The following is an 18,444-nucleotide window of genomic DNA, read 5'->3' as shown; positions in this document are numbered from 1 at the left end:
CGGATCACTGACGGGAGTCTCCAATGTCACTTACGGTCGCACTCAATTCGGCCCGCTCGTCGCTTATGGCGTCGGGCGTCCAGTCTTCCGTCATCTCGCGCAACGTCGCCGGCCTGCACCAGGACGGCTACTCCCGCAAGAATGCTCTGATCGTTTCCCAGCCGGGCAGCGGTGTCTATGTCAGTGGTATTCAGCGGGCCGCCAGCGCCGGTCTGTTCAACAATGTCGTCAAGGCGGTATCGAACACCGCACAGCAGGATGCCCTTTACAACGGTCTGCAGAAGGTTGCGGCTGTCACCATCGACGACCCCGAGCTCGATCAGTCTGCCGCGGCGCAATTGGCCAAGCTGAAAAGCGCCCTGCAGCAATATGCATCGGCGCCGGATAACGTAACGTTCGCGAATTCTGCCGTCACGGCGGCCAAAAATGTTGCCGCATCGCTGAACGATTCGACCAACACCGTGCAGACTGTCCGCGCGGATGCCGACGCCGAAATGGCGACGTCGGTCGGGAATATCAATCAGCTTCTGGCGCAATTCGAGACGGTTAATACGGCGATCATCAAGGGAACGATCTCCGGCTCCGACGTCACCGACTACCTTGATACGCGCGATAGTATCCTGTCGAAGCTGTCCCAGGAGGTTGGGATCACGTTTGCCACCCGCGCAAACAATGACATGGTTGTCTATACGGATTCCGGGGTCACGTTGTTCGAGCGTACCGCTCGCTCCGTAACCTTCGCTCCGACAAATTCCTACACGGCCGCCACAACGGGTAACGCTGTGGTCGTCGATGGCGTTCCCGTTACCGGCGCTAACGCGATCATGCCGATCGGCTCCGGCAAGCTCGCTGGTCTCGCGACGCTTCGCGACGACAAGATGGTGACCTATCAGAATCAGCTCGACGAAGTTGCGCGCGCCGTGATCGAGATTTTTGCCGAGAAGGATCAGAGTGCTGCCGCTGGACCAGACCAAACCGGCCTCTTCACCTATGCCGGTGGACCCGGAATGCCGACCACGGGCGTGATCAATACCGGGCTCGCCGGGACGATCAAGGTGACGGCCCTGGTCGATCAGGCCCTTGGCGGCAATCCGAGCCTGATCCGCGATGGTGGGATCAATGGCGTCAATTATGTCTACAATGCCGGCGGTGAGGCGGGTTTCTTCGCCCGCATTCAGGGCCTCGTCGATGGCATGGCGGCATCCCGAACCTATGATCCGGCCGCGCTCGGCAAGCCTAGCGGCAGCCTCATCGACTTTGCCGGCTCCTCGGTGAGTTGGCTGGAATCGCAACGCAAGAGCGTCGGCGACGACGCCACCTATAGCCAGACGCTCCTGGAGCGCAGCGCCGATGCGTTGTCGAACGTCAATGGCGTCAACATGGATGATGAGATGACCTTCATGTTGCAGGTCGAACGCACTTTCTCGGCATCGTCGAAACTGATCTCAACGATCGACGACATGCTGAAAGAACTTCTGATGGCGGTGGGGTAATCGATATGGCTACAAATTTCATTTCATCGAACTCGATCTCGACCACCCTGCGCATCTCCGCGTCGAAAAGCCAGGTGGCGATCTCAAAGGCCACCAAGGAGGCGACGACAGGAAGACTCGCTGACGTCGGGGGGAGTCTTGGTGCACTCACGGGTCGCGACGTGACCCTGCGTGCGGAGCTTCTCGATATGGAGAAAATCGTCGATACCAATGCACTCGTGAGTGCCCGCCTGGACGTCACGCAGGAGCGTGTTTCGCAATTGATCGAGACGGCACAGTCCTTCCAGAAGGATCTGCTGGCGGCGCGAAATTCGGCAAATGGCGGCGTCATCATCGCCCAGCCGGCGGCGTCGAACCTCCAGTCGCTTCTTACGACGCTCAATGTTTCGATGGACGGGCAATATCTGTTCGCCGGCATCAACACGGCGCAACAGCCGATGACGCCTTATCAGACCGGTTCGGCCAGCAAGACGGCAATCGATGCGGCCTTTACTGCCGCTTTTGGTTTTCCGCCCGGTGACGTGGCTGCCGTAAATATCACCCCCGCCGCCATGAATAACTTCCTCGACAATGCGTTTGCGACCGAATTCGACGATCCGGCCTGGGGAACGAACTGGTCTTCGGCATCCGATCAGGTCATGCGCAGTCGCATCTCTACGACACAAACCGTCGATTCCTCCGCCAGCGCCAATGACAAGGCATTCCGGAACCTGGCGATGGCCTACACGATGCTCAGCGGGCTTGGTCTGGAAACTCTGAATCAGAGCGCGTTCCAGGCCGTTACAGACAAGGCGCTGCTGCTGGTCGGCGGTTCGGTGTCCGACCTCGCGAGTGTCGGTGCACGCCTCGGCACCGCGCAGGAACAGACGACAAATGCAACCAGTCGTCTCAAGGTGCAGACCGACATCGTCAACAAGCAGATCAACGCGATGGAAGTGGTCGATCCGGAAGAGGCATCCGTCCGGGTCAACTCTCTGAAAAATCAGTTGGAGATGTCGCATGCGCTGACCGCGCAAATTCAGAACCTCAGCATCCTCAATTATCTCTGATAGGTGGGCTGATCTATGAAGCAACAGGTTATCGATTGAAATGACATTGGCAGGTTACGACGCGGAAATCGAGGATAGCGGCCGCGAGGCGCGATCCAGGGAACAACAAGCGCTCAATCACGGAATTAAACTACTTCAGAAAATCCAGAGCGGAGCGCTTGCTTCATCCGAAGAAACTGATGCCCTACTCTATATTCGTAATCTCTGGACCTTCTTCATACAAGATCTGTCGAATCCGCGAAACGGCCTGCCGGAGCAGTTGCGAGCGCAACTGATTTCGATTGGTCTCTGGGTCATCAAGGAAGCCGAGCGCCTCCGGGAAGGGCAGTTGTCGGACGTGAGCGATCTCGTTGCGATCAATATCGTCATCCGGGATTCGCTGGCATGAAGAAGCCAATGTGCATATCGCTGCGATCGGGCGAGAAAATCTATATTAACGGCGCAGTTTTGCGGGTCGACCGCAAGGTGACACTGGAGCTGATCAACGACGTGACTTTCCTGCTAGAAAGCCAGGTCATGCAGGTCGCCGATGCGACAACGCCGCTTAGGCAGCTCTATTTCGTCGTGCAACTGATGTTGATGAGCCCGAGCGATATCGAACAGGCGCGTGCGGTCTTTGGACATCAGCGCTGCGCGATCTACGCGGCGGCCGATAACAAGGAATTGTTGCAGGGCCTCGATGCGATCGAGGAGCTCGTCGAGGCTAAACGTTATTACGAGGCGTTGCGGAAGATCCGGGCTCTGTTCGAAGTCGAACAGGCGATCCTGAGCGGCGCCGACATGCTGCTGCCGGTCGTGGCCTAACCCAGGGAGAGCGAGATGATCGTCAACGGCGTAGATACCGCGAAATCCACCACAAGTACGACGACGTCGACGTCGTCGACCAACATGATCGACTACAACGGCTTCCTGCAGCTTCTGATCGCGCAGATGCGCAACCAGGATCCCACCAATCCGACCGATTCAACCGAATATATGAGCCAGCTTGCACAGCTGTCGTCCGTCGAGCAGGCGGTTCAGACCAATGCAAAGCTCGATACGCTGCTGTCGACCAGCGCGATTACCCAGGCAGAAGGGTTGATCGGCCGCACCGCTTCGTTCACGGATGAAAGCGGAACGAGCACGACCGGCAAGATCAAGGAAGTCTATATCATCCAGGGCGGTGCAGTTGCGACGCTCGAAAACGGTACGAAGGTCCAGCTCGGGCCCGGCATTACCATTAGCTGAGCCATGAACGAGCGCGACGCCCTCGATATCGCCCAACAGGCGATCTGGACCATCATCGTTGCCGCCGGCCCGGCGGTTGGTTCCGCGATGTTCGTCGGCATCGTCATTGCCCTCCTGCAGGCGCTGACTCAGGTACAGGAAATGACGCTGACCTTCATCCCCAAGATCGTGGTGATGTTAATCGTGGTCGCCGTCACCGGCTCCTTCATGGGAGCCCACATCTTTGCCTTCACCGAAGTGCTCTACGGCCGGATCGAACGCGGCTTCTAGCCGCCACCGTCTTCACCATCTTCACGCAAGGTCGGCGCTGCACAGTGCGGCCATGATATTCGCGCGAGACTTGCCATGGCCGACGTAATGATTTCAGCCCTGCCGGCCGAACGGCGGGCCGGCACGGACGTCGCCTTTGCATTCGGCATCGTCACCATTCTGGTGATGCTGGTGCTGCCGGTTCCGACGATCCTGATCGACCTCGGCCTGGCCTTCTCGATCGCGTTGTCCGCGCTGATCCTGATGGTGTCGCTGTGGATTCAGCGGCCACTGGATTTCTCGGCATTTCCCACCGTGCTGCTGATCGCCACCATCCTGCGATTGGCGCTGAACGTGGCGACCACGCGCGTGATCCTGTCGCATGGCGGTGAGGGAGAGCACGCCGCCGGCTATGTTGTCGCCGGTTTCGCCAAATTCGTGATGGGTGGCGACTTCGTCATCGGCCTCATTATCTTTGCGATTCTCGTCACCGTGAATTTCGTGGTGATCACCAAAGGTGCGACGCGTATCGCCGAAGTCGGCGCCCGATTTTCGCTTGACGCCATTCCCGGCAAGCAGATGGCGATCGACGCCGACCTGTCGGCTGGTCTGATCGATGACAAGGAAGCGCAGCGTCGGCGCCACGAGCTGGAGGAAGAGAGCTCGTTCTTCGGCGCCATGGACGGTGCCTCGAAATTCGTGCGCGGCGACGCGATTGCCGGCCTGATTATCACCGCCATCAACATCTTTGGCGGCATCATCATCGGCGTCACTCATCATGGCATGGAGCTGTCACGCGCCGCTGATGTTTTTACCAAACTCTCGGTCGGTGACGGCCTGGTCTCGCAGATCCCCGCACTGATTGTGTCGCTCTCGGCCGGTCTGCTCGTCTCCAAGGGCGGTACCCGCGGCTCTGCCGAGCAGATGGTGCTGAAGCAGCTCGGAAAGTATCCGCGCGCCCAGTCAGTTGCCGCGATGATGATGTTCGCGCTCGGTCTGCTGCCCGGACTTCCATTCCTGCCCTTCGCGCTGCTTGGCAGCGCCATGGCCTTCATGAGCTTTACGCTGCCGCGCCAGCAGGCCGCCCGCGCGAAGGTGGAGCAGGCGCGCATCGCGCAGGTTCAGGAAAAAGCGCAGATCGAGAACAGGGATTCCGTCAAGGAATTGCTCAAGACCTCCGATGTCGAGCTCTGCGTCGGTAGCCAGCTTGCGATTCAGATGCTGAATGCCCATGGCGAACTGGCGCACCGCGTGGCCAAGGTTCGGCGGCGTTTCGCTGCCCAATATGGCTTCGTCATTCCCGAGATCAAGCTGACCGATGACCTCTCCATCGGGCCGAAGTCATATCGTATCAAGATCTACGGCACCGTCGTGGCCCATCACGAACTACGTATCGGCGAGTCCCTCGTGTTGTTTGACGGCGATCGGAAGCCCGATGTTCCGGGCGACGAGACGATCGAACCCGCTTTCGGCATGAAGGCGATGTGGGTTCCGGAGACGTTTATTGATGAAGTCAAACAGGACGGATTCAAGATCGCTGACAATATCTCGGTGCTGCTCACGCATCTCAGCGAGGTCGTCCGCAACAATCTGGCCCAGCTCCTTACCTATAAGGACACCCGGGCACTGATCGATCGGCTCGATCCCGAATACAAGCGGCTGATAGAGGATATGGTGCCATCGCAGATTTCCTATTCCGGGCTGCAGGCGGTGTTCAAGCTACTGCTCGCCGAGCGGATCTCGATCCGCAATCTGCATCTCATTCTGGAAGCCATCGCCGAGATCGCGCCGCATGTGCGTCGTTCCGAGCATGTGGCCGAGCATGTGCGGATGCGCATTGCGCAGCAGATCTGCGGTGATTTCGCCGACAACGGCGTGCTCAAGGTGCTCCGCCTCGGTAATCGCTGGGACCTCGCCTTCCATCAGAGCATCAAGCGCGACGGCAAGGGTGAGATCGTGGAATTCGACGCCGATCCGCGGCTGGTCGAGCAATTTGCGGATGACGTGTCGGTTGCGGTCCGTAAGGCGGCGGCCAATGGCGACACTGCGGTGCTGGTCGCGCCGCCTGACGTCCGTCCTTATGTTCGCATGATCACCGAGCGCATGTTCCCCACGCTGCCGGTGCTGTCGCATGTGGAAATCGCGCGGGGGGCCGAGGTGATGTCGCTCGGAGCTGTATCTTGATCGCAAGCAGCTCGGTCTCCATCCTGGCCACGTTCCTGATCTTTTGCCGCATCGGGACTTGCATGATGGTGGCGCCGGGCTATTCCCGCGTCAATATCCCGACGCAGATCCGGTTGTTCCTCGCTATCAGCGTCACTCTGATGCTCACGCCCCTGCTGGAGTCCACAGTTCGCCCGGCTGTGGAAGCGGCGACGGCGCCGGATCTCCTCCGCCTGATCATGTCCGAGCTGATGGTGGGCCTGGTCATTGGACTCACTGCACGCATGTTCTTCGCTGCGCTGGAAACGATGGCCACATTCGTCGCGTCGGGGATCGGTCTGACCCTCCCTGGTGTCGCCGACGATGGCGAGCATGTGCCGGCGCTGGTGCCGCTGATCACGCTGACTGCGACGGTGGTCTTCTTTGTAACCGACCAGCATTGGGAATTGTTGCGCGGCCTAGTCGGGTCCTATCAGATCTGGTTGCCGGCAACCGGGATCAGCGCCGAGGGCGGGCTAACGCAACTCGTAGATCATCTCTCCATGGCCTTTACGCTGGCGCTCCGGGTCGCCAGTCCCTTCGTTATCTATGCTGTCATCGTCAATTTCGCGGTCGGTCTCGCCAATAAACTGACGCCAAGCATTCCCGTCTACTTTATCTCGATTCCATTTGTACTCACTGGCGGTCTACTGCTGCTCTATCTCACGGGCCGCGAAATGGTGCTGCAATTCAGCATCGCCTTCGCGTCCTGGCTGTCCGGGTGACGAGCCATGCAGAAGCGCGACCGCAAGATCCGCCGTATCGCCGCCGTGCAGGCCAGGCTGCATCGGATTGCCGAGTGGCAGCTGATGGAATGCCAGGCACGAGAAAACCAGCTCGAGGAAAAGCAGCGCGTCATTCTCGAAGGTTTCAATGACGAGAGCAAACTTCCGGACCTCGCCGTGCAGACGGCGAGCCAGAGTTTGCGCGCCGCGAGCATCGAACAAGGCGTCGTGGCCAAGGCCAAGGAAAGACTGGCGGTGCATGCACGCGATGAAGGCCGCAAGCTGAAGCATGCGCTGAAAATGGTGAAGTCGGCGGTCGGACGCACGGTTCGGGCCGACGAAAAGCGGGTTCTGGACGACGAAATCGACAAGGCCGTGCGGCGCTCGATCGAGGGAGGATAGGCCGATGAAAGCTCTCACAACTATGCAGGGCGTGACATGACAGTCGCCCCGGTATCGAACGATCTAATTGCGGATGTCATGAAGGCGGCGGATCCGGCCGCTCAACGTGTCGCGGCAACGAGGCTCGAGCGTATGGCGCCGGCGGGCGATGCGAACTTCGCATCTGCGGTCGCCGACGAGTTTGCCGCAGGGCAGGCCGCCCAGAGCGCGAAGTCTGCCCCCGTCAGCGGCGGAGAGATAGTGTCAACGCCGATCATCCGGAAGGCTGAGGGAAGCAACCCGGTTTACCGCAAGTTCGAAGCCTTCGTGCTGCAGATGTTCGTGGAAACGATGCTGCCGAAGGATGCGGAGGACGTATTCGGCAAGGGTACCGCCGGCAATGTCTGGCGTTCGATGCTCGCCGAGCAGATCGGCAATGAAATGGCCAAGGGCAACGGCGTCGGCATCGCCAAGCAACTGGCCAAATCGCGCCCGACATCGGCTCCAACTTCCGAAGGCTAACGGCCGAATCCGGCCATGACAGTAGAGATCGACATGGAACAGATCGAACAGCAGACCTCAGTCATCCCCGTCGAGGCGCAGGCTCTGGCCTTGCCTGAGACCGACCTTCCTGAATCGGCTGTGCAGGAGGCCCCCATTTTCGGCGAGGGGGACGATACGCCTGGCCAATGGCTCGGCACCCAAAGTAGCGCGCTGACCGCGATTGATCGGTTGAAAGCAACCATCGACGAAGAGACGGAGAAGCTTGAGGTTCGCGCCGTAGTGGATTTCGACGGCTTCAGCCAGCGCAAGAACCGTGGTCTGCTCGAGCTGACTCGCGCGATGCGGCTGACTCAGGACATCAAGAACGATCCGCGTGTCGCGCCGCAACTCACACTGTTGCGCGCCAGCCTGATTCGTAATCAAGCGGCGTTACAGATCCATCTCGATGCGGTGCGTGAGGTCTCGGCCATCATCGCGCGTTCGATCCAGGAGGTTGAATCGGACGGCACCTATTCCCTGGCGATCGCAGGCAAGCGCAAATGATGAAGCTGCTGATCACGGGCATTTGGGCCTGCCTCGTCACTGTGGGTACCAGTTTCGGGATCTCCTACTGGAAGGAGACTGCGGCCGCATTGCCCGCGAAGCAGGACCAACCTGAAGGTCTGGTTTATGAAAAGGTCAAGGTGATCAATGTGCCGATGATCGCTGACGGCAGCGTTCAGGGCTATATCGTCACCCAACTCGTCTTCACCGCTAACGCCAAAGTCCTGCGTCAGCTGCCGGTGCCGCCGGAGCCGTTCGTCGTCGATGAAGCATTCCGTATGATCTATGGCGACCAGAAGCTCGATTTCAAGAATCTCGGTCGTTACGACCTCACACAATTCGCACAGACGGTGCGCGCGCAGGTCAACAAGCGTCTGCAGACGGACGCGCTGCAGGAAGTCCTGGTGCAGGATTTCAACTATGTGTCGAAGGATCAGATTCGCCGCTGAGACTACAGCGAGTGGTCATCGCTGTGGTACGGTGATACTCGATGATCTAGCGTGGTGGATGTGTGGTACTTCGTGTTGCGCGAGAAGCTCTGTGTCTTGCACAGCAGTTCGAGGAGGCGGTGGACGCCAACGCCGTAGTCGGCGTCCTCTTGCGCGTAAGGCGTGAGCCTTAGTTCGCCTTTGAAATAGGCGCTTCGTGAGCGGGACGAGACTTCAGATCGTCCAGCCGGTAACCCATATAACGCTTCGATTCGATCGGGTCGAAGCCGAGATGATCGCGTAGCTTCTTGCGCAGCTTGCTCACATGGCTTTCGATCACATTCTCATCGAAGCTGGCATCGAACAGACCGTAGATGGCGTTGAAGAGCTGGGTCTTCGTCAGCCATTTGCCCTGATGCCCGACCAGGTGTTCGAGAATGCGTAGTTCGCGTCGTGGCAGAATCAAAGTGCGACCGGCAACCTCCGGGTCGCGGCCATCGAGAAAGACACGAATTACGCTCGTTTGTGCCGGTTCATGCTGATCGATGGTGCGGCGGCGAATAACTGCCGTTCGTGCCATGATCTCGCGGACGTGGACCGGTGCGTGAACGACGTCATCGACGCCAGCTTCGAATAACTCAATGGTCTGCTTGAGGTGCTTCAGGCTGTTGAGCGCAATAATCGGCGCCCGTGACCTGTTGCGGATACTGGATGGGATGCTCGTCCGATCCGGACAATCGCCCAGCAGAAAGGCCCGAATGACAGTTAAATCATTACCAACGGCACATTCCAGCCAATCGCGAAAGTCTGTAGAAGTGAAGCCAATCGATACAACCCCTTCGCGATCAAACCCGGCCGCATAGCCTTGTGTGACGCCCTCTCGGTCATCGATTACAACAAACATTTTAATCCCCTGCGTGTTCGCCTTGATATCGTTATGGGGTCGAATTAGGCGCACTCGCCCCATTTTTGTCTTGAAGACGCAACACAACAGTTACTTGAGCGGATGGATGGGCCTTTGAGCGATTCGTTGACTTGCAAATGGGAGGCCCGGTCGCTTTTTACGGGATACCCAATGCTGTGATGCGGTCAGCTCACATTCTCCGGCTTGCATTCATCCGTAGTTTCAGAGAGCTCCCTCTCGCTATGTGAACACGACATGACATCTCATGGTCGTGCACGGTCGGTGGCAGAACCGAACCAGCGCTAATGTCAAAACGGGGGAGGTGGCCGATCGCGTGCCGTATCGTCGATATCTGGCGCTTTGATCGGCTGAACTTGCCCGAGTTGTCACACACGCGAATCGGCATACTGGTCATCAAGATGATACCGCATCATCAAGTAGTCGAGGTGCACAAATTTGCAAAGAGTCGTGCATGCAAACCATGCAGTTGAAGCAAACTAACAAGTGGATAATTCATGAAGGGCGACGATTTAGTCGGCCCCTTTTTGCATCGAACTATCTCACAGCGTGTCGTCACAGATGCAATCGCCACTTCACCGGTTTGAACCAGTGCAGTACCACACGGCAAAACGCATTGATTGTCGTGCGCGGGCATATGGAGCGAGAGTCTGTTCGTCATGTGCGGGGCAGCAACATGCGATTGCGTGGGTCCGATATCAGTCGGCATCGGCCAATACTGATATCCGCTCTCAAGAGCGTGCCATATAGGGCGCTCGGATCGCTCGATACGAATCCGAAGTTGCCGATCTTGTCGGCGTCGTCCTTGGTAGTCATCCAGCGTGTCACGAGCATCCTGCCTGTGCGTGGCCGTTAGTATCGATCAGTCAGATCGAGGCATCAATTCAGCGACCTGAAAGGATGACGCCTCTGCTGGTCAGAACCTGCCAGCGGTTGTTTTCGTTCTTGATTTCCTGGATCCGCCCGAGAGCAGGGACATCCTGCCCCGGCACGACCTCAATCACGCCGGTCTTCCCCTCGAGCACTGCGACGCCATCATAGGCGCGGCGCACGTGCCAGCCGGGAATAACTTCGCGTGACGTATTTGCTGGCCGTTGCGCCTGAGGCTGCACCGTGCCGGTGATATCGGCAGTATTCGTCAGCGTGGCTGCGACCTGTACCGCTTGCGCTTTCTCATCGGCAATGCGTGCAAATTTCGCAGCCAGAGCGGTTTGTTCGCGGTCGGCGCGATCTTGTGCGCGGCTCGCCTGTTCGGCGGCCTGCGTACGGGCAGCTTCAGCGGCAGCGCGACTGCTCGCCACATCGCCGGTCATCTCCGCAACTTGCCGTCGTAGCTGCGCGACGGAATCGCGAATGCTGCGAAGATCCGCATCAGATACGGCTGAAGATGTCATCGGCCGCAGGAGCAGATAGGCAATCGCGCCAGCGGAAACGAGCGTTGACAGGCCGACGACCATCGCCAGGGAGAAGAATGGAGCTTTCCATGCCGGCGATTGTAACGGTCTTGCGACAATACGGGCGGGCGGCACAGTGAAGCGCACCTTTGCCTTGATCGGCTCTTCGCGGGTGGAAATGCGAGCGCGTTGCATATTCGCCCGCGCTTCGCTGGCCAGAAGCTCGTCGATCGCAGCGGCAGCAGCGATATGAGGTTTTGGCGTGGAGTGTGAATTCGGTGATTGCTCACGAAACAGGCTGCCGTTTTCCACAGCGGTCGACTGTGAATCCGACGGTTTCTTGGACATCGTCATGCTGATCTTTGCATTGGTCATGACTGTCTGCAGTGGCAATCAAATCGTAAGAGCGGCGTAACAAGCGAAGCTTGCGCGAAGCCGTCGAGATAGATGTGTGCGCAAACGATCAACCGACGGTCGATCTTCATCGCACGACGATGCAGATTGTTCGAACGATGATGGGGTGCCGTCCGCACCGATATGTCGTGCACAAGAGCGCATAGGAGTTGTGTAGTTATCGGTGTGGTCTTCGTGTGGTCGCGAGATGCTAGCCGCCCATCTCACGATCGTCACGGGGTGGCGATTTGATCGAATAATGGAGAATGGCGCACGCACGATCAATGAGATGCGCGACAATCAAATTAAAGTCGACCCAAAGAATATTGAAATTGATTCGTAAAAATATAGATGAGTCGAGCTGCCTCACTCCAAAGTCTATCAGATCAAATCGGTAAATCCGCGCATTGAGTTAAATGCCGTAAATCTTGATAATAGATCGATAGGGGCTATTCATCGGTTGATGAAGTGGCGTTTTAAGAAACCGACACTATTGCCGTGGCCATGGATATCGATCTCAAAAGCCTTCGCGATTACGTGAAATTGTTGAAAGCCGAACGGCAGGATTCGCCGATCGGCAAGATCAAATCTGGCGCGACTGAAATTATTCGAAAGAACCTTCGGGAACTGGAACGGATGCACCGTGAAGACGGCGCGACGTGGACCGAGATTGCTGCGGGCCTTGCTGCGCAGGGCGTTACCCAGGGTGATGGTCAGCCCATCACCGGCCGTCGCCTCACAGCTCTGATGCATAATATCAGGGTGCAGGAAGAACGGAGTCTCGCCCGGGGAAAGGCGCTTGGTGATGCGCCTGATCAGGAGCCGCCCGAGCCACAAGGCACTGCCGACTGAGTCACGTTGCGAATTGTCAAATTCGATCCATTCAAAACGAGTCCCTTGTTGACGACCTTCTGTCACCAAGGTCGTTGGAGTGGATCGATTTGAAAGAGGACCGGCATGGTGCTCCCGCCGCATTGCGGCATGGGCTCTGCCTTTGGCATTCGCTCGACATTGATTGTCTTGTTGGCGCCTGTCCTTCAGCTCCGACAGTTCGGTTATCTGACGTGCCGACGCTCGGCCTTGTCCACCCTGATATGCGATCAGCTTCATGACCAACCAGGTATGGATCCAGTCCGCCGCGCGCTCAGGATGTCATGCTTCATCATGTCCTGTAGAGGATGTGGCTGCAGCGCGTGGTGCACCCAGTTGAAGACATGGAATATGGGTGGTGGCGCGGGGGTCGCTCATCGACTGATCCTGCCGCGTCAGCGGTCGCGGTGCGGAAAGCGAAAATTGGAATGCCCGCCGACCTTCAACAGGTTGAGCAGCGGTCCCCGCCGAGTGTTGTAGATACTGCAGCCGGTGCAGCAAGCGGATGAAGGGTGTCGGATCGCAGGCGGCTTTGGGAGAGGCTAAAAGGCGCCTTGAGGCCAGCTCGCCAAAAACGCTTGCAGACGGGCATGTTGCAGCCTTCTTCGCCCTCGTCAGACGCGCTTTTTTGTTGCATTCATGTCGTGTCGCGCATCAATCCGTGATGGTGATACCCGTTCTATTGCAACTCCCGTGATCTGGCCTCGTCTGTTAAGGAATTCCATCGGTGAGTGCGACGGCAGAAAGCCCAAATAGGACCAGACCGAGAATCCTCGAATTGGGCTCCTGGCACTACTGCAAGGATATCTATCCCGAAGAGACGGATGTGCTTTGGACGGGGGAACGTCCGATCCCTCGCGGGCGAGCGGCGAAAGGCTTTGCCGACTGCACGCCCTGGCGATTCATCAAAGCGATGCGTGAGGCGCGACGCGGGAAATACAACCTGATCATCGTCTATATGCCACTACGCCCGGCGTGGCATCCGCGCTACTGGCTACGCGCTTTCTTCCGGCAGCCGCTTCGCCCGCTCTCCGCGATGACAAGAGTGTTCGGCGTCTCCTGGCTACGATTCGTGAAGCCTCCCGTGCCGATCGCCGTTCTGGATATGAACGACGCCTTCATCGTCGGCTCGCATAACTTTTTTCTGCTCGACAAGGCTACCGCGGCTTTTAAACGCGAGCTTCCCGTCGATCGGTGGCACATTCTCTGCCACTCGGCCCATCCGGCACTTCCGACGCGGCGCATACGGCGCAATCGGCGCTGGAACGAATGTCTGGCGAAGATCCGCCCCATTTCGCTTCCTGCAACAAGGGTCGATACCGATAGCGAACCTCCGGAAAAGACATCTGACGTGTTTTTCGTTGGCGAGGTTGCGGAAAATTCGTGGGTGCGCCGTGTCGGTCTTTCAGAACTCGAGGCGTTGAGAAGCAAGGGTCTCAAGGTCGATATTCCGCATGAGAGGCTACCGCATGACGAGTTCCTGCGGCGGCTTTCCAGCGCATGGCTGGCCTGGTCGCCGTCGGGCTATAGCTGGGAGTGCTATCGAACCGCCGAGGCGGCGCAATGCCTGACGGTGCCGGTTCTCAACTATCCGACGGTCGAGCGTCACGCGCCCGTTCGAGAACACGAGCATGTTCTGTTGTACGACGTAACCCCGGGCAGTCTGTCGGCCGTGATCGAGCGCGGACTGAGCGACAAGCCGCATCTGCGCCAGATGGCACTGGATCTGCGCGAGCATGTTCGCAAATATCATCTGCAGGACGCGATGGTCGATTATGTCATCGACGAGACGCTGCGTGCTGATGGTCGAACGGCTTAACGGAGGCAAAGCTCTGAGGCGCAATCCGTTGGGCTTGACCCCGCAAAGGCCGCCTAGCGCGGCGCGGCAAGATCTGGCGCACCCGACACGATTCGAACGTGTGACCTTTGCCTTCGGAGGGCAACGCTCTATCCAGCTGAGCTACGGGTGCTTGAGCGTCCATTTAGCCGATTGGCCGGGCGGCGGCAACGGCTGGCCGGGGCCGGATTCGGCGAAAATGGCTCGGTTGGAGTGCGCGTGCCCTCTTTCGGGCGACGGTCGCACGTTCGGATCGGGGCGGGATGCGCAGAAGCGCTCGCGCCGCGGGTGTGTGGGGTATTTCGAGGGGGCGAGGGGACCAGGTTGCGCCCCCCGTGATTGTCCCGGAACCTCGTCCATTTGCTCAATCACGCTGTGTTTGGCAGCGGGACGTCCGATCGTGAATGCTGAACCTAGAACAGGAGCCGAGTGACATAACTCCGGCTACCCAGGCGCCGTTCTGCGAACCGACCCAGGCGCCGGCCGTTCCCATGTCGAACATTGGAGGATGTCCTATGAATCCCAACCAGGCTCTTTGGGAGAAAGGTGATTTCACCCGTATCGCTGAGACGATGCGTGCCAGCGGCGAAGCGCTTGTCGCGTCGATAGGGATCACGCGCGGAAGTGATGTGCTCGATCTTGGATGCGGAGATGGCACGACAGCGCTTCCAGCAGCAAAAGCCGGGGCAAATGTCACGGGCGTCGATATTGCACGCAATCTGGTGGAGGCTGGCAACAGGCGCGCGATGGCGGAAGGGCTTACGTGTCGTTTTCAGGAAGGCGATGCGTCGAATCTGAAAGATATCAAGGACGACAGTTTCGATCTCGTTGTCAGCATCTTTGGCGCGATGTTCGCGCCCCGGCCATCGGATGTTGCCAGGGAAATGGTTCGCGTCACGCGGCCGGGCGGCCGGATTGTGATGGGAAACTGGATCCCGAACGATCCCACTCTGGTGGCGCAGATTCTCAAGATCAGCTCATCCTACTCGCCTCCTCCGCCGGAAGGGTTCGTAAGTCCCATGACCTGGGGGCTCGAGGACAATGTTGTCGAGCGCTTCACCTCGGCCGGCATTCCGAAGCCAAATATCTCATTCGCTCGTGACTCCTACGAATTCAACTTTGCCGGACCGCCGGCAAAGTTCGTCGACCAGTTCAAGGCATATTACGGCCCGACCATGAATGCCTTCGATGCGGCTGAAAAAGACGGTCGCGCCGACACCTTGAAGGGCGAGCTTGTAAAGCTCTTCGAGAGCCAGAACAGAAGCTCCGATCCTTCGACGACATCGGTGAAGGCGACGTTCCTGCGCGTGACCGTCCGCAAACCGTGACATGACTGCGAGCGAGCTGCTGCACAGCCAATTTGGCATCGGGCTGTGCAGCAGGAGCGCGATCCCCGTCGTCTTCGCTTTGCAGCATGTGGAAGCACACTTGACATGGATCGCGAAACGATCACGTTGGCCTCAATCAAGTGAACGCCGGCCCAAAATGGCGTCACGACATCAGGGAGGAACCAATGTTCACAAGACGCGGTGTTCTGCTCTCTTCAATCGCGGGAGCGGTCGTGCTCAGCAATAGATTTGCGGTTGGCAAGGCCGCGCAGCCGGCGACGCCGGTGAATTTCCAGGTGCCTGCAGACGCCTGCGACTGTCACACTCATATTCATGGCGATCCCGAAAAATTCCCGTTTTTTGCAGGCCGCGTCTACACGCCGGAACTGGCGTCGCCGGAGGAAATGGCGGCGCTGCACAAGGCACTCGGCGTCAAGCGCGTGGTGATCGTCACGCCCAGCATCTACGGTACTGATAATTCGGCGACCCTGTTCGGCATGAAGGCGCGCGGCAGCGACGCGCGCGGCGTTGCTGTCATCGATGACAAGACACCGGAGAGCGAGCTCGACGCCATGACGGCCGCGGGCATTCGCGGCATGCGGATCAATCTTGCGACCAGCGGCGTGAGCGACCCCGCCATCGGCAAGCAGCGTCTGCTGGCTGCGATCGAGCGCATGAAGACGCGCGGCTGGCACATCCAGATGTTCACCAATCTGCCATTGGTATCTGCGATCAAGGAGGTTGTTGCCAGTGCGCCGATGCCGCTGGTATTCGATCATTTCGGCGGCGCGGAAGCCAAGCTCGGGCTGGATCAGCCGGGCTTTGCGGACCTGCTCGACCTCGTCAAAGCCGGCAAGGCCTATGTGAAGATTTCCGGCGCCTACCGCGCTTCGACGCAAGGGCCGGATTACCCGGACGTCGCACCGCTGGCGAAGGCGCTGATCGCGGCCAATCCGGAGCGGATCATCTGGGGCACCGACTGGCCGCATCCGGATTCGGTGACACCGCCCGGCAAGAAGCCGACGGACGTCACGCCGCTCCATCAGATCGACGATGGCCGCCTGCTGAACCAGCTCGCGATGTGGGCGCCCGACGCCGCCATTCGCAAGACAATCCTGGTCGACAACCCGGCGCGGCTTTACGGCTTCTGACCGCTGGCGTCACCTCGCCGCCTTCTTTGTCCCGCAAGAGTTCCGGATCGGCGGAACTCTCGTCTCTGCCAGAGGTTTGCCCCCGACCGCGACGGGCGGTCGAGGGAGCCCCATGCTGTCAAATCTGCAGGTGTTGCGCGGCGTAGCTGCCCTTGGTGTGGTGTTCTTCCACACCGGCTACAAGTTCGCGGGCGATTGGCACACCGAATTCTTCGGGGTCTCCACCTTCTTCGTCATCTCCGGCTTCATCATGTGTTTCATCACCCGGAAGGGTGATGACGATTTTCTCGCTAAGCGCCTGGAGCGGATCGCACCGCTCTATTGGCTGTGCACAGCCGTGCTTCTTGTCGTGATGTTCGGATCTGCGCTGCTTGAGGCAGAGACATGGGCAAAGCCGTTGGATGGCCGTTCGTCCGAGCCGCTCTGGGCCTATGTCGGCCGTAGCCTGATGTTCGCGCCGATCGGTGACAAATATCCGATCCTGAATGTCGGTTGGTCGCTGAACTACGAGGTGTATTTTTATCTGATCTTCGCAGCCGCGCTTGTGATCAGCCGCCGTCTGGCGCCGCTGATCGTTGTCGGATGCCTGGTGGCGTTGAACTATGCCGCGGCCGCCGTCTGCATGGCGGCTGCCTGCCACTATCTGTCCTTCGACTATACGAAGTTCTTCATCGCCGGGATCGCGATCTTCTATGCGTTGCAGGTTTTTGCTCCCGCTGCACCACAACGCTCCATTGTCTGGATCGGCGCCGCACTCGTCACACTCTGCTATGGGTCCCAATTCGTGGGACCGCTATGGGCAAACAGCGTCACGCCGTCGGTCTATATGGCGCTCGCCGCAGCCGCGCCGGTCGTGATTGTCGCCAGTGCGCTGTTTGTCGAATATGCCGGCGGTGCCATAACCTGGCAGCCGCTTATTCTGATCGGCAATGCGTCCTACGCCATCTATCTCACGCATCCGATCGTTTTCGACGTCATGAAAACAGGTAATGAGCGATGGCTTCAGCTGCCGACGCCCGAAGCATCGACAATGATGATGCTGTGTTATGTCGCCATAGCCGGCGGCGCGGGCATCATCGTGCATCTCACAATTGAAAACCCACTGCTTCGCGTGATCAGGCGCAGGCGGCAACCGGGCATCAAAACACTCGTGTCAGGCAGTGGGCTTGATGCTGTGGGTCGACAGCATCAAGCCGCATAGGTTCTGCCTCAGCTCCGGATCATATTGATCGAGACGTCGCGGATCTGACCCTTGGAGCTGATCGAGACCAGCTGCTTGTTGCCCTTGGTCGTCAGCGTCAGGTTGGCGGCGAAGCCGGCGGCCTCGACGAAGACATCGATCTGGCCACCGCCGGCGCTGCCCTGCAGATTGCCGAAGATATTGCGGCTGGCTTCGCCCCAGGTGCCGGTCACCTGATTACCCTGGCTCTTCACATCGCTGCTGAGTTCGAACTTGTAGCTGTCGCTGGCGCAGCGGAGGGACTGTTTCAGCGCGGTACCGCCGACGACGTTGTAGGTGGCGCGGCAGCGAATTTGTTCGGAGGAGCCATCCGACAGCGACACGGTGCCGCTGCCGCTCCACGATCCGTCAAAGCCGGCAAAAGGGCTCGCCGACTGGGCATGGCTCGCCGTCGCCGACAGCATCAGGATTGCGCCGACAGTGGCGGCCTTGAGGGTGTGTCCGATCAGATGTGCGCTGAATGAGGTCATGGTGATGGCTTTCTGTGTCTGGGGATATCGGAGGGGAG

Annotated in this window: 20 protein-coding genes and 1 tRNA gene; 16 read left to right on the top strand and 5 right to left on the bottom strand. The window is 58.8% G+C overall.

Annotated features, from left to right (window positions below; translation table 11 throughout):
* Positions 1-23: 23 nt before the first annotated feature.
* The 12 genes from flgK to AB8B02_RS23535 all read left to right on the top strand — a co-directional run bounded on the left by flgK (position 24) and on the right by AB8B02_RS23535 (position 8,822).
* Positions 24-1,493: a flagellar hook-associated protein FlgK gene (flgK, locus tag AB8B02_RS23590; protein WP_231078762.1), complete on the top strand. Its 1,470-nt coding sequence runs from the start codon at positions 24-26 to the stop codon at positions 1,491-1,493.
* Positions 1,494-1,498: 5 nt separating this feature from the next.
* Positions 1,499-2,542, top strand: a complete 1,044-nt coding sequence (locus AB8B02_RS23585; protein ID WP_089263446.1) for a flagellar hook-associated family protein — start codon at positions 1,499-1,501, stop codon at positions 2,540-2,542.
* 40 nt (positions 2,543-2,582) lie between these two features.
* On the top strand, positions 2,583-2,930 hold the full coding sequence (gene flaF, locus AB8B02_RS23580; protein ID WP_068729866.1) for a flagellar biosynthesis regulator FlaF: 348 nt from the start codon (positions 2,583-2,585) through the stop codon (positions 2,928-2,930).
* Between the two features lie 8 nt (positions 2,931-2,938).
* On the top strand, positions 2,939-3,346 hold the full coding sequence (gene flbT, locus AB8B02_RS23575) for a flagellar biosynthesis repressor FlbT (protein ID WP_120288068.1): 408 nt from the start codon (positions 2,939-2,941) through the stop codon (positions 3,344-3,346).
* A 15-nt stretch (positions 3,347-3,361) separates the two neighbouring features.
* Complete coding sequence (flgD, locus tag AB8B02_RS23570) at positions 3,362-3,769, top strand: flagellar hook assembly protein FlgD (protein ID WP_439060104.1); 408 nt, start codon at positions 3,362-3,364, stop codon at positions 3,767-3,769.
* Between the two features lie 3 nt (positions 3,770-3,772).
* The gene (gene fliQ, locus AB8B02_RS23565; protein WP_089263448.1) at positions 3,773-4,039 is read left to right on the top strand and encodes a flagellar biosynthesis protein FliQ; all 267 of its coding nucleotides are present in this window, start codon (positions 3,773-3,775) and stop codon (positions 4,037-4,039) included.
* 75 nt (positions 4,040-4,114) lie between these two features.
* Complete coding sequence (gene flhA, locus AB8B02_RS23560) at positions 4,115-6,202, top strand: flagellar biosynthesis protein FlhA (RefSeq protein WP_309941945.1); 2,088 nt, start codon at positions 4,115-4,117, stop codon at positions 6,200-6,202.
* Positions 6,199-6,945 carry a flagellar biosynthesis protein FliR gene (gene fliR, locus AB8B02_RS23555; protein WP_068729859.1) on the top strand — a complete coding sequence of 249 codons (747 nt, stop codon included), beginning with the start codon at positions 6,199-6,201 and terminating at the stop codon, positions 6,943-6,945. The genes flhA and fliR overlap by 4 nt, the downstream gene beginning before the upstream one ends.
* A gap of 6 nt (positions 6,946-6,951) precedes the next feature.
* Positions 6,952-7,347, top strand: coding sequence for a hypothetical protein (locus tag AB8B02_RS23550; RefSeq protein WP_175369208.1), 396 nt, complete (start codon positions 6,952-6,954; stop codon positions 7,345-7,347).
* A 36-nt stretch (positions 7,348-7,383) separates the two neighbouring features.
* Complete coding sequence (locus tag AB8B02_RS23545; protein ID WP_175369207.1) at positions 7,384-7,848, top strand: rod-binding protein; 465 nt, start codon at positions 7,384-7,386, stop codon at positions 7,846-7,848.
* A 33-nt stretch (positions 7,849-7,881) separates the two neighbouring features.
* Positions 7,882-8,373 carry a hypothetical protein gene (locus AB8B02_RS23540; protein WP_231078766.1) on the top strand — a complete coding sequence of 164 codons (492 nt, stop codon included), beginning with the start codon at positions 7,882-7,884 and terminating at the stop codon, positions 8,371-8,373.
* Complete coding sequence (locus tag AB8B02_RS23535; RefSeq protein WP_175369206.1) at positions 8,370-8,822, top strand: hypothetical protein; 453 nt, start codon at positions 8,370-8,372, stop codon at positions 8,820-8,822. Before AB8B02_RS23540 ends, AB8B02_RS23535 begins: the two co-directional genes overlap by 4 nt.
* A gap of 169 nt (positions 8,823-8,991) precedes the next feature.
* Here the strand turns inward: AB8B02_RS23535 and AB8B02_RS23530 are convergent, their stop codons facing one another.
* The 3 genes from AB8B02_RS23530 to AB8B02_RS23520 all read right to left on the bottom strand — a co-directional run bounded on the left by AB8B02_RS23530 (position 8,992) and on the right by AB8B02_RS23520 (position 12,620).
* Positions 8,992-9,705 (bottom strand): response regulator transcription factor, encoded by a 714-nt coding sequence (locus tag AB8B02_RS23530; protein WP_175369205.1) that lies wholly within the window; start codon positions 9,703-9,705, stop codon positions 8,992-8,994.
* A gap of 902 nt (positions 9,706-10,607) precedes the next feature.
* Complete coding sequence (locus AB8B02_RS23525; protein WP_309941957.1) at positions 10,608-11,492, bottom strand: hypothetical protein; 885 nt, start codon at positions 11,490-11,492, stop codon at positions 10,608-10,610.
* A gap of 471 nt (positions 11,493-11,963) precedes the next feature.
* A complete protein-coding gene (locus tag AB8B02_RS23520) occupies positions 11,964-12,620 on the bottom strand; it encodes a hypothetical protein (protein ID WP_147421587.1) in 657 nt (218 codons plus the stop codon).
* A 673-nt stretch (positions 12,621-13,293) separates the two neighbouring features.
* Here AB8B02_RS23520 and AB8B02_RS23515 point away from each other — a divergent pair.
* Positions 13,294-14,199, top strand: a complete 906-nt coding sequence (locus AB8B02_RS23515) for a glycosyltransferase family 1 protein (protein ID WP_439065320.1) — start codon at positions 13,294-13,296, stop codon at positions 14,197-14,199.
* A 74-nt stretch (positions 14,200-14,273) separates the two neighbouring features.
* Here AB8B02_RS23515 and AB8B02_RS23510 read toward each other — a convergent pair.
* A tRNA-Arg gene (locus tag AB8B02_RS23510) sits at positions 14,274-14,350 on the bottom strand.
* A 382-nt stretch (positions 14,351-14,732) separates the two neighbouring features.
* Between AB8B02_RS23510 and AB8B02_RS23505 the strand changes: the two genes are divergently transcribed.
* From AB8B02_RS23505 to AB8B02_RS23495, 3 genes are all read left to right on the top strand, one after another.
* Positions 14,733-15,545 carry a class I SAM-dependent methyltransferase gene (locus AB8B02_RS23505; protein ID WP_439065319.1) on the top strand — a complete coding sequence of 271 codons (813 nt, stop codon included), beginning with the start codon at positions 14,733-14,735 and terminating at the stop codon, positions 15,543-15,545.
* Positions 15,546-15,730: 185 nt separating this feature from the next.
* Complete coding sequence (locus AB8B02_RS23500) at positions 15,731-16,696, top strand: amidohydrolase family protein (protein WP_439065318.1); 966 nt, start codon at positions 15,731-15,733, stop codon at positions 16,694-16,696.
* A 112-nt stretch (positions 16,697-16,808) separates the two neighbouring features.
* Positions 16,809-17,897 carry an acyltransferase family protein gene (locus AB8B02_RS23495; RefSeq protein ID WP_439060099.1) on the top strand — a complete coding sequence of 363 codons (1,089 nt, stop codon included), beginning with the start codon at positions 16,809-16,811 and terminating at the stop codon, positions 17,895-17,897.
* A gap of 8 nt (positions 17,898-17,905) precedes the next feature.
* On the opposite strand, the gene AB8B02_RS23490 is transcribed toward AB8B02_RS23495, so the two are convergent.
* Positions 17,906-18,406, bottom strand: coding sequence for a hypothetical protein (locus AB8B02_RS23490; protein ID WP_309941971.1), 501 nt, complete (start codon positions 18,404-18,406; stop codon positions 17,906-17,908).
* Between the last annotated feature and the right edge of the window lie 38 nt (positions 18,407-18,444).

The sequence above is a fragment of the Tardiphaga sp. 862_B3_N4_1 genome, from assembly GCF_051811085.1.
Taxonomy (GTDB): Bacteria; Pseudomonadota; Alphaproteobacteria; order Rhizobiales; family Xanthobacteraceae; genus Tardiphaga; species Tardiphaga robiniae.
This window is presented reverse-complemented; position numbering and strand designations above follow the sequence as displayed.

What these genes read in the sequence shown, in the direction of transcription:
- flgK (WP_231078762.1), top strand. Translation starts at nt 24, where the DNA reads ATGTCACTTACGGTCGCACTCAATTCGGCCCGCTCGTCGCTTATGGCG.
- AB8B02_RS23585 (WP_089263446.1), top strand. Translation starts at nt 1,499, where the DNA reads ATGGCTACAAATTTCATTTCATCGAACTCGATCTCGACCACCCTGCGC.
- flaF (WP_068729866.1), top strand. Translation starts at nt 2,583, where the DNA reads ATGACATTGGCAGGTTACGACGCGGAAATCGAGGATAGCGGCCGCGAG.
- flbT (WP_120288068.1), top strand. Translation starts at nt 2,939, where the DNA reads ATGTGCATATCGCTGCGATCGGGCGAGAAAATCTATATTAACGGCGCA.
- flgD (WP_439060104.1), top strand. Translation starts at nt 3,362, where the DNA reads ATGATCGTCAACGGCGTAGATACCGCGAAATCCACCACAAGTACGACG.
- fliQ (WP_089263448.1), top strand. Translation starts at nt 3,773, where the DNA reads ATGAACGAGCGCGACGCCCTCGATATCGCCCAACAGGCGATCTGGACC.
- flhA (WP_309941945.1), top strand. Translation starts at nt 4,115, where the DNA reads ATGGCCGACGTAATGATTTCAGCCCTGCCGGCCGAACGGCGGGCCGGC.
- AB8B02_RS23550 (WP_175369208.1), top strand. Translation starts at nt 6,952, where the DNA reads ATGCAGAAGCGCGACCGCAAGATCCGCCGTATCGCCGCCGTGCAGGCC.
- AB8B02_RS23545 (WP_175369207.1), top strand. Translation starts at nt 7,384, where the DNA reads ATGACAGTCGCCCCGGTATCGAACGATCTAATTGCGGATGTCATGAAG.
- AB8B02_RS23540 (WP_231078766.1), top strand. Translation starts at nt 7,882, where the DNA reads ATGGAACAGATCGAACAGCAGACCTCAGTCATCCCCGTCGAGGCGCAG.
- AB8B02_RS23535 (WP_175369206.1), top strand. Translation starts at nt 8,370, where the DNA reads ATGATGAAGCTGCTGATCACGGGCATTTGGGCCTGCCTCGTCACTGTG.
- AB8B02_RS23530 (WP_175369205.1), bottom strand. Translation starts at nt 9,705, where the DNA reads ATGTTTGTTGTAATCGATGACCGAGAGGGCGTCACACAAGGCTATGCG.
- AB8B02_RS23525 (WP_309941957.1), bottom strand. Translation starts at nt 11,492, where the DNA reads ATGACCAATGCAAAGATCAGCATGACGATGTCCAAGAAACCGTCGGAT.
- AB8B02_RS23520 (WP_147421587.1), bottom strand. Translation starts at nt 12,620, where the DNA reads ATGAAGCTGATCGCATATCAGGGTGGACAAGGCCGAGCGTCGGCACGT.
- AB8B02_RS23515 (WP_439065320.1), top strand. Translation starts at nt 13,294, where the DNA reads ATGCGTGAGGCGCGACGCGGGAAATACAACCTGATCATCGTCTATATG.
- AB8B02_RS23505 (WP_439065319.1), top strand. Translation starts at nt 14,733, where the DNA reads ATGAATCCCAACCAGGCTCTTTGGGAGAAAGGTGATTTCACCCGTATC.
- AB8B02_RS23500 (WP_439065318.1), top strand. Translation starts at nt 15,731, where the DNA reads ATGTTCACAAGACGCGGTGTTCTGCTCTCTTCAATCGCGGGAGCGGTC.
- AB8B02_RS23495 (WP_439060099.1), top strand. Translation starts at nt 16,809, where the DNA reads ATGCTGTCAAATCTGCAGGTGTTGCGCGGCGTAGCTGCCCTTGGTGTG.
- AB8B02_RS23490 (WP_309941971.1), bottom strand. Translation starts at nt 18,406, where the DNA reads ATGACCTCATTCAGCGCACATCTGATCGGACACACCCTCAAGGCCGCC.